The following is a 14,931-nucleotide window of genomic DNA, read 5'->3' as shown; positions in this document are numbered from 1 at the left end:
GAATTAGAAGCTGTAACCCACGCCTGCGATCCAGGTACCAACATCAACACTGCGGATGCGGGACTGTTCGTAAGACACGTCCAGAGCAACGTTCTGGATTGGGTTGAACTGCAGACCAGCACCGTAAGAGAAACCGTAATCGCTGGTGTCATTTTTTTCACGGTTAGCAGTAGATGCTGCTGCTTCGTTGTACTGGAATTTGCCGTAGCCAACACCCACAACACCGTAGATGGAAACCCAGTCAGCCAGACGGTAAGCAGGACCCGCAGTCAGACCGTAGTATTGTGCTTTACGGTAGTCGCCAGATGCAGGAGAGCTGTCATCTTCGATGTAAGTGAAAGAACCGATAGCGCCCAGTGGGTTGCTATCTTGTTCCCAGCGGTATTTTAAGTTGAAGCCGTTTGCTTTGTTAGCAACGCCTTGTGCGTCACCCTGAGCGTAGCCAGCAGTTACGGTGCTGGTGTCAGCGAAAGCGCTTGAAGAAACGCCCAGTGCAACTACGCAAGCTAATGCGGAAAGACATGCAATTTTTTTCATAAACCACCTCAAAAAGAGAAACCAAAGTAACCTTCACGTTTGAAAATATAACAAAAACTAGTGTGAAACTCTGCCTCAATTAAGATGTCCAAAGCATCATATGGTGTAACAGGAAGTTTCCAGCACACGCTATCCATTTAATTTTATTGGGATTTTAGTCACACAAACTATAAGGTAAACTTATTGAACTTTTTGAGATTAGCAGATAATTCCTAAAAATTTGCTCAAAAAACAAACTATTTTAGGAAGTTTTTTAACAAACACGTTCCGAAAAAAACTTTTTCGTGAGGATTTTTTCTCGCCACTTTTCCCTCTACACTGACAGCGCTTTACCTTTCTTTTCAAAACTATAAATCTGAAGTTTCCGGATTCATGGGATCACCTCAAAAGGCGCAATGGATGACACAGTCAGGACAAAATCAGCCGCAGGATCCGCAGATCGCTCTGCAGGCAGCGACGCATAACAACAGCCCGCCCGTCCCTGCGTTACCGAAAAAAACCTCACCGCTGGTGGCGATTCTGTTGTTACTGATCGCCATGTTGTCATTACAAGGCGGCGCGTCGCTGGCAAAAACGCTTTTCCCGGTGGTCGGCCCGCAGGGTGTCACGGCTCTGCGTCTTGGTATCGGCTCTATTCTGTTGCTGCTCTATTTTCGTCCGTGGCGCCTGAAAATGCGCGGCGGTAATTTGCGTGCACTGATGATGTATGGCCTGGCGCTGGGCTGCATGAACTATTCGTTTTATCTGGCCCTGCGTACCGTGCCGCTGGGCATTGCCGTTGCACTGGAATTTACCGGCCCGCTGGCGGTCGCGATGTTCTCCTCACGCCGTCCGGTGGATTTCATCTGGGTCGTGCTGGCCGTAATCGGGTTACTGTTCCTGTTACCCCTCGGGCAAAGTGCTGGCGGTGTTGACCTCAAAGGTGCGTGCTTTGCGCTGATCGCCGGTGGCTGCTGGGCGGTTTATATCCTCGCCGGACAACGTGCTGGCAGCAGTTACGGACCGGGCACCGCCGCGATGGGGTCACTGATTGCGGCGTTAATCTTCTTCCCGATTGGCGCAATCCAGGCACACACCTCTATTTTCAGCTGGGATATTTTACCGCTCGGCTTGCTGATCGCCCTGCTCACTTCCGCCATTCCTTATTCACTGGAAATGATGGCCCTGACCAAACTGCCAGCCAAAACCTTCGGTACGCTGATGAGCATGGAACCGGCGATGGCCGCGCTTTCCGGCATTATCTTCCTCGGTGAATTCCTGACCGCGACGCAGTGGATCGGGCTGGCGGCGATTATCGCGGCTTCCGCCGGTTCAACACTTACCCTGCAGCGCAAAACCAAAATCGAGACGGTGGATATTGCCGGAAATACCCCTTCCGGGAAGTAATGGCACCGCATCGTATAAAAAAGCCACGTCATCCCGATGTGGCTTTTTCTTTTCTATCAGCAGGTTGAAAATTATTTTCATTTATTTCATTTTTCCTGCATCCAAAAGCAGGGGGTCATTCGTATGTATAGAGGTGAGGCAAGACCTCACCTCCTTAACTGACGAAGGACACCATCATGAAAACATTACTCCGTACCGCAATCTGTGCTTCTCTGCTGCTCAGCACCGCGTCAATGGCTGCAATGATGTCCCAAAGCATCACCATGGTCGGTGGCGCTGAAATGTATCCGTCCAAAAATATCGTAGAAAATGCCCTGAATTCGAAAGACCACACCACGCTGGTGGCGGCGGTAAAAGCAGCAGGACTGGTGGATACGCTGCAGGGCAAAGGCCCGTTCACCGTGTTTGCGCCAACCAACGCCGCGTTTGCCAAATTACCGGCGGGTACCGTGGATAATCTGGTGAAACCAGAAAACAAAGCCACCCTGACCAGCATCCTCACGTATCACGTGGTGGCCGGTAAATATGAAATGAAAGATTTGGAAAAACTGCTGAAAAAAGGCAACGGCACGGCGGAACTGAAAACCGTTAACGGCCAGCCACTGTGGATCCTGAACAACGGACCTCACAATATTCAGCTCAAAGATGGCAAGGGGAATATCGCCAACATCAGTACTTATGACGTCCAGCAGAAGAACGGTGTGATCGACGTCATTGATACCGTCCTGATGCCAAAATAATACCGGCTATACTGAGGGCATGATTTCTCTTATGAAACAGCACCTCAGTAAGTCAGGACGCGCGAATGCATGACAATTTTTTCGTTAAGCCAACACCAGAGAATGCGCCGGAAGTACAGCGCGAACTGATGAGCGCCATGGCCGTTGGCGATCGTCAGGCATTTGAGCAGTTATATCGTCTGACGTCCCCCCGGCTATTCGCCGTCGCATTACGCATGTTGCGGCGACATGCCTGGGCAGAAGAAGTGTTGCACGACAGCTATATCACCGCGTGGAACCGGGCTGCCTCGTATAATCCGGCGCTCAGTTCCCCGATGACCTGGCTTACCCATATTGTCCGCAACCGCGCTATCGACTGGATGCGCGGGAGCGATAACCAGTTAGATGAACTGGACGAGACAATGCATGACGGAGATGCCAGCGACTATGATGACCCCTTGCAACGGCTGCAACAGGACAGTGACGCCAAAATTCTGGCCACCTGCCTCGCACATCTGCCCGCCGAACAAAGACAAAGCCTGATCCTTGCCTATTATCAGGGCCTGTCGCACGGTGAGGTCTCATCGCATCTTCAACAACCTCTGGGGACGATCAAAAGCTGGATACGTCGCGCCCTGGATCACTTAAAGAGCTGCGTAGGACTATGAAAAGCAGAAGCCATTATCATGCCGCCCTGGCGGCTGAATATGCGCTCGGCACCTTGCGCGGCGCGGCCCGGATTCAGTTTGAGCAAAAAATGCAGGAAGACCCTGAACTGGCGGCCGAAGTGGCACGCTGGCAGGAAGCTTTCACGCAACTGGATAATCAGATAACCCCGGTCATCCCACCTGCATCGGTGTGGAAACGCATTCAGCATAACCTTGCGCTGCAACCGGCCAGACTTCCGGCTCCGGCGACACGACCGGTGCGGGCTTATATGGGCTGGGCGCTGGCCGCCGGGCTTGCCGCATTGTTGCTGATCCCCCGCCTGCTGGTTCAGCCAGAAGCGCCAATGCCGGTGGCGATACTGGCCAGCAGCGCCGGTACGCAAAGCGGACAGTGGGTGGTCAGCGCGGACAGAAGCACCCGCAGCCTGTTGCTGACGCCGATCAATGCGCAGAATATCGGCGCAGATCACAGCCTTGAACTGTGGGCCATTCCGCCGGGAGGCAAGCCGCATTCCCTCGGCTTGCTGAATACGCAACAACCGACGCAACTGGCGCTGGCAGCGAAAATGCCGGATGCAGGTTTTACGCTGGCAATAAGCCTCGAGCCTCACGGCGGTTCGCCGACCGGGCAACCGACGGGTGCCGTTTTGTATAGCGGTGCGATGGCGCTTTAAAGGACAGCAGACAGTGATTAACGGCGGGTATTATCCCGCCGTTATATTTCAATATTAAATACGGCAAACTGTTATGCCGACTGGTCATATTCCATACCAGAACAAAGTCCCGGTAAAAATATATCCGCACACTGTCACTTACATTTAAAAATATCTTTCCCCACGTAATGAAAATAATTATCAGTCTTAGTTTATTTTAGCAGATTAATAGAAGTGGAAGTTCAGGAGGAATCCTATCCACCTTATAAATCAGCATGATAAGCTGGAAGTGAAATCACAGCAGAGCTTATAAGACACACGCTATCAGAACGATAGGAATGTACGCCCTGCAAATTTTCAATTTATTGCTATACTGAATGCAGTTACGAAATACATTAGTAGCAATTAATTTTAATGAAACAAGGAGATATGTATATGAGTACCGCTAAACTGGTCAAAACGAAATCTTCTGAGCTTATCTACACACGCAATGATTTAGATGAAAGCGTCAAACTCAATACTATCAAGGTGCTGAACCGTCTGGTGACTGAATACATCGATCTGTCGCTGATCACCAAACAAGCTCACTGGAACATGCGTGGCGCAAACTTTATTGCCGTACACGAAATGCTTGATGGTTTCCGTACCGCGATTATTGACCATCAGGACACCATCGCAGAACGTGTGGTGCAGTTAGGTGGTGTGGCGCTGGGTACCGTGCAGGTTGTTAACGATAAAACCCCGCTGAAAAGTTACCCGACCAACATCCATACCGTGCAGGAACATCTGAAAGCCCTGGCGGAACGTTATGGTGTTGTCGCGAACGATACCCGTAAGGCTATCGGCGAAGTAGAAGATGAAGACACCGCAGATATTTTCACCGCTGCATCGCGCGACCTGGATAAATTCCTGTGGTTCATCGAATCAAATATTGAGTAACAATGTGCTCTGACCGCGGGATCATACGGCGGTAAAATGAGCGATTAACAAGAAAAGGCCGGTGACGAAAGTCACTGGCCTTTTCATTTTCGATAACAAATACCTGTATCCTCTTCTGGCGAATTGCACTTAAAACCCCTCTTACCCTGTAACTTTACATCTACATTTAATAATCCCGCTGATAAATAGTTACATTTTCAACTACATTCTCAACTTTACCCCCTGGAACCGGTTTCATTATCCCACTGATAAACTTAATGTTTATTTTCATCCTAAGAGAATTCTTAAACCAATAGGCGGTGTGAATGATTTAATACAAATTAATAGCTCAAAGCAATTTTACATAACCTCGATCACACCTGAAACTTGCTGAAATATTTTTTCGCAACCTTTGCATTTTTGTGAAAAACACCTGCCAACCTAACCTAATAAAAATTAAAGATAATTTACAGGGATGTGACACCGCATTAACCCCCTAAATGCAACTTACGGAAAAGTGACTCCCCTGCTGCGGCAGCATCAAAGATGTGCCGCCTCCCACAATCCGACCCGATTCCGAGCGCATTGGCTGCTGTAAGCCAGGGGCGGTAGCGTGGAAAATGTAAAAAACTGGAATAATCTGATGGCACGTAGTGGCTTAGAAGTACAGAAAGCGGCGGTGAAAGCGCTGTTTTTAAGGGAAATCAAAACCCGTTTTGGTAAGTACCGGTTAGGGTATCTGTGGGCAGCGCTGGAGCCGATGGCACATATGTTGATTATGCTGGCCATTTTTGGCTACGTGATGCACCGCACTATGCCGGATATTTCGTTTCCGGTTTTCCTGATCAACGGCATTATCCCTTTCTTTGTATTTAGCAATATTACCAACCGTTCTATTGGCGCGATTGAAGCCAACCAGGGTTTGTTTAATTACCGCCCGGTTCGCCCTGTGGATACCATCATCGCCAGAGCAATGCTGGAAGCGCTGATATACGCGGTCGTGTACGTGTTACTTATGGCCATTGTCGGCCTGCTGGGCGAAGAGTTTGAAGTCACAAAGCTTATTACTCTGATTCTGGTCTGGGTACTTTTAGTGCTGTTCTCCTGCGGTATGGGCTTAATATTTATGGTGGTCGGAAAGTCATTCCCGGAGACCGAAAAGTTCCTGCCTATTTTGATTAAGCCTCTCTATTTCATTTCCTGCATTATGTTTTCTTTGCATAACATACCGAAGGAATACTGGCCTTACCTGCTGTGGAACCCTATCGTCCACGTGGTTGAGCTTTGCCGCGAATCAGTCGTACCGGGTTATATCAGTGAAGGCGTCAGCCTGAATTATCTGGCTGCCTGTACTCTGGTTGTATTGTTTATCGGCCTGGCCCTCTACCGGAATCGTGAAGAGGCGATGCTGACATCATGATAAAAATCGAAAACCTGACAAAATCCTACCGCACACCGAAAGGCCGCCATTACGTTTTTAAAGATCTCAATGTTGAGCTGCCTTCAGGTAAAAGCGTGGCGTTGATTGGCCGTAACGGCGCGGGTAAATCAACATTATTACGCGTCATCGGCGGGATTGACCGCCCGGATTCCGGCAAAATTCACACGGAGAAAACCATTTCCTGGCCGGTTGGCCTGGCCGGCGGATTTCAGGGAAGCCTGACCGGACGTGAAAATGTAAAATTCGTCGCCCGCCTCTATTCCACACCAGATCAGTTACGTGAAAAAGTCGCCTTTGTCGAAGAGTTTGCCGAACTGGGCAAATACTTTGATATGCCGATTAAAACCTATTCTTCCGGTATGAAATCCCGTCTGGGTTTTGGCCTGAGCATGGCATTTAAATTTGATTACTATCTTGTCGATGAAGTCACCGCAGTCGGCGATGCCAGATTTAAACAAAAATGCGCAGACTTATTCAAAGCACGACATGAGGAAGCCAGCTTTCTGATGGTTTCACATAGCCTCGGATCACTGAAAGAGTTTTGCGATGTGGCTTTGTTTATTGGAAGAGATAACAAAGTGAAGTACTTCGAATCGGTTGATGAAGCTATTACCACTTATAAAAATGATGAAGGGATATGAATAATAGTGCTTCTCATTGCAATGTCATAGTCCCCATGTGAGCGAAGTTGTTCAGTATCTTACTTAAAGAGAAGTGTCATCGTTTTTCACTGTAGGTTTTTTATCACATGAAAAAACTAAAAAAATTTATCAAAAGTCCTGGAGTTTTCTTTAGGGATTATTTTAACAAGAGATACCCGATAGTTAGGAATGAGATTCAGTGTCCTGAATTAGAAGAAAACGTATTAATCAAGCATAACCTTGCTATTGAAAACCTGTTGCCTATTAATTTCCCTATCGATGTGGTATTTACATGGGTTGATGATTCAGACATTAAGTGGAAAGAGAAGTATAAAAACTATAAGTCTGAAGTTGATATTGAAAAGTTAGGTAATTTCTCCACTGATAATGCGCGTTTTAACAATCATGATGAACTGCGTTATTCAATTAAAAGCATTGAGCTTTATTTGCCTTGGGTAAGAAATATTTTTATTATCACAGATAATCAAAATCCTTTGCGATGTGAATCAAACAAGAAAATAAAAATTATTGATCATAAAGAAATCATTGATGATAAATATCTCCCAACCTTTAACTCACATGTCATTGAGGCGCACTTACACAAAGTGCCTAATCTTGCTGAGCATTTCATCTATTTTAATGATGATGTCTTCGTCGCAAGACCACTGCCGCCGGGACATTTTTTCAAAAGCAATGGCCTTTCTTCATTATTTATCTCTCGAAAAAGCCTAAAAAATATGTCCTTAAAAGGCACTGAGACGCCGACGTTATCTGCATCTACAAAGTCGGCGAAAATATTCGATGAAGATTTCAATATAAATATTGACACTCCGTTAGTGCATACATATGTACCGTTGCAAAAAAGTTTTTTTGAGCTGGCATGGAAAGAATATGAAACTGAGATAACACTTTTTCTGTCAAACAAGTTTCGAACCAATAATGATATCAATATGGCAACTTTTTTTGTGCCATGGTTAGCGTATATCAAAGGCAAAGCAACTTTAGAAAGAGACGTATGCCATTATTTCAACATTCGCTCTAAAGCTGCCCGCAGCTATTATAAATCTCTGAAGATAAAAAAAATAACTGGCGAACAACCTCATTCATTTTGTGCAAATGACTTTAACTCCGAAACGGCAAATTTAGATAATTATAAAGAGCATCTTAAAGAAGCACTTGAAGATCAATTCAATTCCTCTTCTAGAAAAAAATAACATCGGAATAAAAAATGAAGATTATTATTTTTTTTATATTAATATATTCCAGTATTGTGCATGCTCAAAACCTTGCTGATATAGTTTCAAAAAATAACAATAACATAATTAACTCAAAAAAACTTTTCGCAGAAAAATTTACTTGCTTTCCATCCAGCACAAAAAAAATAATGCAATCGTTCTTTTTTGACGACAATGAAAATACTATTTGGTTAAGTTTTGACAATAAAGAACACGACAGCCAACTACTAGAAGAGTATGACAACAGTAAAAAATTAATATCTCAAATGATATTTTCCAATACAGATTCAATCGGACACCTTGATGGGCTATTCGTTAAAAACTCGGTAATTACAACGACCAACTCTTACAAGTCCCCATCTGTAATATTATTACATAAAAACAAAATCATAAAAAAATACACTTACTCTCAAAAAATATATGGAAATCAAATAATTGCCATGGATAGAAACAGCCCTCTCAAAGTAATTGTTTGGGCCTCGAGTGAAAGTCGTAAAAAAGTCATATATATGGGTGATTTAGATGTTGAAGAAAACATTATTCACTTAATGCCAACTAAAATTAACTTCCCACAAAATGAAGTAATGCAGGGACTTGCATTAGATGCCGGTTCAATATACGCGTTAACGGGATCTCCAAATAATACCATTAAATTATATAACTGGAATGGAAAAGGTTTTAGGAAAAAAACAGTCACAGAAATAGATATAAGTAAGGTTATAAAGGGAGGGGAATATAGATACGAAGCGGAAGGGATAAATATTATAAAATCAACAGGAAAGTTAAGCTTATTAATCGGCCTAGCATTAATAGACAAAAATGATCACTATAAAAACTGTATTGCTAATATTTCAACACAATAAATTCAAGGCATTCTCATGGATATTCGAGAAAAACAAGCATTAGTTTCTGTCATCATACCGGTTTACAAAACTGAAAAATATCTTGCTGAATGTATAGATTCAGTTATTATTCAAAAGTTAAGTAAAAAACACACAAAATATTATATTGAAATAATTTGTGTTAATGATGGTTCGCCTGATAATTCAAAAAATATTTTACTAAAGTACATGGCTGACCACTCTAATATTATATTATTAGAGCAACAAAATTCAGGTCAATCAGTTGCAAGAAACAATGCCCTAGGTATTGCGAAAGGTAAATATATTATGTTCCTGGACTCCGATGACCTTCTTCCACAAGATGCAATTTCATCACTCATAGCAATTGCAGAAGAAACTAAGTCAGAGGTTATTGTTTCTCATAGTAAAGCATTTAATAGCCGACGATCTTGGTATATCGAGGCTCACTCTGAAGTGGCATCAGCATCGTTACGAAAAGTAAAATTCTTTCATAAGTCTATACTAATGAATACTCCTCCACCTTGGGGGAAATTATATAGTAAGAATTTATTAACTAGAAACGATATAAAATTCCCAGTGGGGATTAAACTGGCAGAGGATTGGATTTTCGTTATTAGTGCAATGTATAAGGCAAACCATATTTCTTCCACACCAGCAGTAACCTATTTATATCGTGGAAGAGATGATGAGGATAATCCGTCATGTACACAAATCGTTAATGAAAAAGTGTTTGAGGATTTAATTAAAGTTTATGCACTAACAAATCAGTTCAAACTACCACCAAGACAAACATGGCTGGCTAAATTATTTATCTTGCGTGGAATACTTTATAGATTAACAAAATTTTCAGCTGACAATAATTTCTTAGCATGCAAAAAAATATATCAAGAGTTGAATACGTTCCTCAAAAAATCTATTGGATACGATATTTTAAAAGTTTTTACACCCTCCCGACGCTTGCCCATGATTCTGATTTATCATGGTTATTACTCTGAAGCCCACAGAATTTTAAATAAGAAGTATCAAAAAAGTTGTCTTAAACATGCTGCAATCGTTAAAGACAATCTCATTATTGAAGACTATTTACTATTAAAATCGAAGAATAGCCTTAGATCAAGAATCTCCTTCAAAGTAAAGAAAATAATCAAATCACACAAAAAATTATCTTGGAACATTCAATATAAAACTGCATCACTTGTTGCCAGAACATTCTATAGAAAAAGAAATATTTGCTTGATTGGTGAGCGTCTAGGTAATACAGCAAATGACTCCAGCTACCATTTATTTAAATACGCTCAAAATTCATTTCCTCGTAAAAACAAACTATTAAAATTCGAATATTTTTATGTCATAAAGAAAGATGCACCTACAGCTATAAATATAATCAATAACTCTAATGTTGTTTATTATGGCTCTTTAAAACATTTTATAATATTCCACGCAGCAAAAAAATACATCTTCAGCGATAGTATGAGAGACATATTTTTCCGATGGAAAGATGTTGCTTCTCAGCACATTACCAAACCACGATATTTTCTTCAGCATGGAATTTTTGCTTTAAACAGAGCAACTGGTTACTATGATCAAAACTCAATGGAAAAGCGTCTAGAATTACCACATAAATTCATTGTTAGTTCAGAGCATGAACGTAATCTAGTTTGTAAAAACTTTGGGTTTGAAAAAAATCAAGTTGCAGTTACTGGACTTTCAAGATTTGATTTTCTACCAAAGAAAAAAAATTCCCCAACGAAAAAAATATTTATTATGTTTACCTGGAGAGATAACTTAAGTCGAATGTCTACAGAGCAATTTCAGCAATCCTCTTATTATAAAAAATTGATAGAACTATTATCCAACCCTCTAATCAATAAACTTTTACAAAATTATGGATACACGCTAGAAGCTTGTTTACATCACAAATTGCATAAATATTTGCGTACTACCACCCATTTATCCGGTTATAAAATACATAGTATGAACGACGTTGATGTTCAATCACTTATAATAAATTCTGACATGATGATAACTGACTACTCATCGGCTTCTTTCGATATGCTTTACCAGAACAAGCCCGTCTTATATTATTGGTTTGATCAAGAAAAATTTTTTGCCGCCCGCGGCGGACCATTAATCAATCCATTAACGGATATGCCTGGGACAATATCTAAAGATATAAATGACTTGTATTTTAATCTGGAAAAAATGATCAAGAACAATTGCCTAATGGAAAAGGCAGACCATGATAAATCAAAAATATTCTTTAAATACAAAGATAATTTAAATAGTAAAAGAATCCTAGATTTAATTGAGGAAAATTAAATGTCAGAAAATTATTACTTTGGTTACGATGCACCTCCTGAAGATATGTTTATTAGCAAGGAAGAAGTCAATTACATCGAGCTTGGTTCTTTGATCGATTTTTTAACTGAAGATAAAGTTCTCTCCTTAGCGGTTGATGATTCTTTTTATTTTAGCTTTGCAACATTTTTAACAAATATAACAAATATAACAAATATATATATTTCTTTTATTGGTAATATTGGGAGTAAGTTAAATTGCAAACAAAAAGAAAAAACTTTAGAATTCATCAATCTAATTCCAGAGCATGTAAACATTGATATAATAGAAAGCATCGATCATGTAGAATTGCTAGGCAATAATTTTTTACCTACTAAAATAAATAATGTTATGCGAGTAAACACATCGCTAAACTCAGTCACCAAAATATTGGCAAGTAACTCTTTAGAACTACAAATTGATACAACTATTTTGGGAAGTTGTGATTCAAGAGATATACTACGAGTATATAAAGACACTTACAAGAAGAACACCTTCAAGATAAATTCATACATATCAAATAATAGCATTGCATCTTTATTGGCTCAAAAAATAGACTACAACGAAAAGAAGATTAATATAAAAAGTGAATTTCTAACTCAGTGCGTCAAACATGATCTCGATAAAACTACATTAGAGCAAACAATAAAATCCCTTCAAAAAGAGTCTTTATTTATTATTGACTTGATGGATGAAAGATTTGATTTATTAATTTACAATGACAGTGTAATTACAAACTCATGGAGCTTTCGAAGCACTGAAGCTAAAAATGAATTAAAAGCAGAGACAACTTTAAATTTTAACTCTAAAGAAAAACTTGAGATATCTATTAATGCCATTTCAAATTTGATATCACTAGCCTCAGAAATAATCCCTTCAAAGAACATAATCATTAATAAGGTATTTATGTGCTCACATTATTTTGACGGGGAGAAATTCATAAAATTTGACAAAGTCAAATACACAATTGATGAATATAATAGTTTCGTAGAATATATTTACGATCATATTAAAATCAATCATAGCGGTGTTACTCAATTAGACTCACCCTATTACATTTCTTTCTGTGATTCAAATCACTTATGGGGCGCGCATCCTTATCACTATAACAATACTTTTTACCTCTCAAGAGCAAAGCAATTAAAATTATTAGCCATGCGAGAATGATTTTACTACTCATCATTATAACAAATGCCTTAAAAATTTAATGAAGTATGCATGTGTGATTTGATGATATTATCGTCCCCTTCATTCTGAATATTATTTTTTATCTTCTCAAACTTATTCCCCTCCACCACATTATTATCCGCATAATCGTTAAAGTATTTACCGGAACTGTCCCTCGGTTTATCCCCGCAATCAAATCCTGATAAGTCCCGGTTCTGCCGGGATGCCAGCCAGATGCCTACGGGTTCATTCACAAAGGTATTGTTGCGAATAACGTTGTAGTCGCTGTGCTGCCAGCGGATCACGGATTTGCCAGTGCTGAAATGCTCGCCGCAGTTCTTATACAGAAACACACCCCCTGCCCCGTTGGATTCAAAACGGTTGCCTTCAATCAGGTTGTAAGCTGACGAATCGACGGCTAATCCTTCACGCTTCCCCTTGCCGAAACGCTCATGGCCGTTGTCGATGATCTGGTTATCCACGACTTTATTATTACGCGAGGAATGCTCCAGGTAGATACCGGACATATACGAGTCGCGGACAATCGAGTGGCTTAACGTTGAATGAGTCACGTAATCGTCAAAGTAAATTCCTACGCGTCCGCTGCCGGTCACTTCAACGTTCTCAAGGGTTATCCGTGTGGGTGTCCGGCGGTAGTTTTTTTCGTGGTTCGGGCTGAGTTTATTGGCTGCGATGTCAGAAGTGATACGGATCCCGCTGTGAGTAAAGTTAAGCACTTTGCAGTTACGGACGGTGACATCGGATAATGGCTTACCCTTGCTGTTGATCAGTATGCCAAAAGGGCGTTCATTGTCCCCCTCCAGCACCGCTCCCCGGCAATCTAACGTGGTGTTGCTGCTGGTGATGATGACCGCTTCTTTATAAACGCAGTGAGGGGACAGCGTGGTGTTGCCGCGCACCTCAGGCAATTCGCACTCATGAGAGTGCATCGAGGGAACTGCACCGGCACAGGCAGAAAGAAATAAAGGCAGAAGAACAGCTAATGAGAAATATGCACAGGGTGGAACTGATAAACGTTTTTTGCATCTGTGCATATTCCTCTGCCTGTTTTTGAAGGTTAATCGTTATGAAGGCTGATGTTTGGTGTAATTCATAATCAGTTTCTGACTGATAAATACCGGGTGATATGGGTTATCAGTCGCTGTGGCGATATCCACTTTATTGCCACCATAAAATACGGCGTTAATCTGCGTATTCTTCAGCAAGTATAACCGGAACTGCTTAAACAGCTTCGCATCGGGTTTAAACCCTGACTGCCAGAACTGGTTCAGATGTCCCTGATACGTAATGCCTTTAATGTCATACAGCGCGTTGCCCATCACTTTCAGCGGCTTGTTATGAATAAGCGCAGAGAGACCCGCGGTGCTGTTAATGGTAACAACCGCTTTGGAATGCGTCAGCAACTCAGGCATCGGCAGGTCATGCACGTAGATTACGCGGTCAGCGATGCCGTATTTTTTACCAAGCTGGCGGATCAGCGGCCCGTATAAGCGGTGCCCTCTGTCCATCGGGTGATGTTTGATCACCAGATACTCAGCGGAAGGGGCCTTTTTGGCAAACGAGTGCATGACTTCATTGATGTAATCACGCACATCCTGATACGGGCTGTGATTGCGGATCTGACTGTCGTTATATACCTGCAAAATGGCCAGATAATACCGCTGATCCAGATCCGTCTGCAGTTGCTGCAAAATGTTGCGCTGGCGGAAGGCGTACAGCTTTTTACGCCAGGCAGCACGGGTCCAGCAGCGCGCCTCATACCACGGCGAGAAGGATTTGTGATGGCGATATTTTGGGAAGTCGTGCCGGTAGCGCCAGCCCGCCAGGTAATACACGGCCGCATAACGCACGCGCTGCCAGCCTGAAGGTTTCAGCTGTTCAACTTCCGGCATGGTCATTTCAGGCAGGCTGCGGTAGAACTCCGCATCGCGTGGCAGGCCGGAATAGGCATTCACGCCATTCTGCTCCAGCGTGATGTAATGCGGGCGCAGATACCCCTCCTCAAACGCGAGGAAGCGTATGCCTTTAGCCTGTGCCCAGCGTTTTGCCGCCTGATGCAGCGGACGACAATCCCCGAAACACACGATGGTATCGAAGTCGTAATCCTGCCAGGTGGCTTTCAGCCAGGTCGGAAACTCTTTTGGCGTTTGCTGGTACAAGCGGTATTCACGCTTTCGCGAATACACCCTGTCACCGCCGTTAAAGACGACATTCACCGCCTCACGCCCCAGAGACTCCAGCCACTGAGCTAAATCGCTGAAGAAAGGCCCCATCGGCCCCTGCAACAGCAAATATTTTTTCCCAGAAAGTAATGTCGTAAGCGCCTTACTGTCCATTTCAGTCCG

Annotated in this window: 14 protein-coding genes; 11 read left to right on the top strand and 3 right to left on the bottom strand. The window is 42.5% G+C overall.

From position 1 onward, the window contains the following. Positions 1 to 3: 3 nt before the first annotated feature. Positions 4 to 537, bottom strand: a complete 534-nt coding sequence (gene ompX, locus LC431_RS22955) for an outer membrane protein OmpX (RefSeq protein ID WP_013574702.1) — start codon at positions 535 to 537, stop codon at positions 4 to 6. 399 nt (positions 538 to 936) lie between these two features. On the opposite strand from ompX, the gene rhtA reads away from it, so the two are divergent. From rhtA to LC431_RS22900, 11 genes are all read left to right on the top strand, one after another. Continuing rightward, positions 937 to 1,923, top strand: a complete 987-nt coding sequence (gene rhtA / locus LC431_RS22950) for a threonine/homoserine exporter RhtA (RefSeq protein ID WP_013574701.1) — start codon at positions 937 to 939, stop codon at positions 1,921 to 1,923. A gap of 176 nt (positions 1,924 to 2,099) precedes the next feature. After that, on the top strand, positions 2,100 to 2,663 hold the full coding sequence (locus LC431_RS22945; protein WP_217244203.1) for a fasciclin domain-containing protein: 564 nt from the start codon (positions 2,100 to 2,102) through the stop codon (positions 2,661 to 2,663). A 65-nt stretch (positions 2,664 to 2,728) separates the two neighbouring features. Further along, complete coding sequence (locus LC431_RS22940; protein WP_013574698.1) at positions 2,729 to 3,310, top strand: sigma-70 family RNA polymerase sigma factor; 582 nt, start codon at positions 2,729 to 2,731, stop codon at positions 3,308 to 3,310. After that, on the top strand, positions 3,307 to 3,984 hold the full coding sequence (locus LC431_RS22935; protein WP_223510363.1) for an anti-sigma factor domain-containing protein: 678 nt from the start codon (positions 3,307 to 3,309) through the stop codon (positions 3,982 to 3,984). The genes LC431_RS22940 and LC431_RS22935 overlap by 4 nt, the downstream gene beginning before the upstream one ends. A gap of 414 nt (positions 3,985 to 4,398) precedes the next feature. Then, the gene (gene dps / locus LC431_RS22930; protein WP_015689551.1) at positions 4,399 to 4,902 is read left to right on the top strand and encodes a DNA starvation/stationary phase protection protein Dps; all 504 of its coding nucleotides are present in this window, start codon (positions 4,399 to 4,401) and stop codon (positions 4,900 to 4,902) included. 622 nt (positions 4,903 to 5,524) lie between these two features. Continuing rightward, positions 5,525 to 6,301 (top strand): ABC transporter permease, encoded by a 777-nt coding sequence (locus LC431_RS22925; protein WP_013574695.1) that lies wholly within the window; start codon positions 5,525 to 5,527, stop codon positions 6,299 to 6,301. Further along, entirely contained in the window at positions 6,298 to 6,963 is a 666-nt protein-coding gene (locus LC431_RS22920) for an ABC transporter ATP-binding protein (protein ID WP_013574694.1), read from the top strand. The genes LC431_RS22925 and LC431_RS22920 overlap by 4 nt, the downstream gene beginning before the upstream one ends. Before the next feature lie 107 nt (positions 6,964 to 7,070). After that, positions 7,071 to 8,177 carry a Stealth CR1 domain-containing protein gene (locus tag LC431_RS22915; protein ID WP_112197085.1) on the top strand — a complete coding sequence of 369 codons (1,107 nt, stop codon included), beginning with the start codon at positions 7,071 to 7,073 and terminating at the stop codon, positions 8,175 to 8,177. A gap of 14 nt (positions 8,178 to 8,191) precedes the next feature. Next, on the top strand, positions 8,192 to 9,061 hold the full coding sequence (locus LC431_RS22910; RefSeq protein ID WP_112197084.1) for a hypothetical protein: 870 nt from the start codon (positions 8,192 to 8,194) through the stop codon (positions 9,059 to 9,061). A gap of 15 nt (positions 9,062 to 9,076) precedes the next feature. Then, positions 9,077 to 11,380, top strand: coding sequence for a glycosyltransferase (locus LC431_RS22905; RefSeq protein ID WP_112197083.1), 2,304 nt, complete (start codon positions 9,077 to 9,079; stop codon positions 11,378 to 11,380). Then, positions 11,381 to 12,565, top strand: coding sequence for a DUF6270 domain-containing protein (locus LC431_RS22900; protein ID WP_223510362.1), 1,185 nt, complete (start codon positions 11,381 to 11,383; stop codon positions 12,563 to 12,565). A 29-nt stretch (positions 12,566 to 12,594) separates the two neighbouring features. Here LC431_RS22900 and LC431_RS22895 read toward each other — a convergent pair whose 3' ends face one another. Both LC431_RS22895 and LC431_RS22890 read right to left on the bottom strand, forming a co-directional pair. After that, entirely contained in the window at positions 12,595 to 13,515 is a 921-nt protein-coding gene (locus tag LC431_RS22895) for a right-handed parallel beta-helix repeat-containing protein (protein WP_223510361.1), read from the bottom strand. A 135-nt stretch (positions 13,516 to 13,650) separates the two neighbouring features. Then, positions 13,651 to 14,922, bottom strand: a complete 1,272-nt coding sequence (locus LC431_RS22890) for a capsule biosynthesis protein (RefSeq protein ID WP_223510360.1) — start codon at positions 14,920 to 14,922, stop codon at positions 13,651 to 13,653. Between the last annotated feature and the right edge of the window lie 9 nt (positions 14,923 to 14,931).

The sequence above is a fragment of the Rahnella sp. GSA61A genome, assembly GCF_019969905.1.
In the GTDB taxonomy this organism is placed as follows: domain Bacteria; phylum Pseudomonadota; class Gammaproteobacteria; order Enterobacterales; family Enterobacteriaceae; genus Rahnella; species Rahnella aceris.
This window is presented reverse-complemented; position numbering and strand designations above follow the sequence as displayed.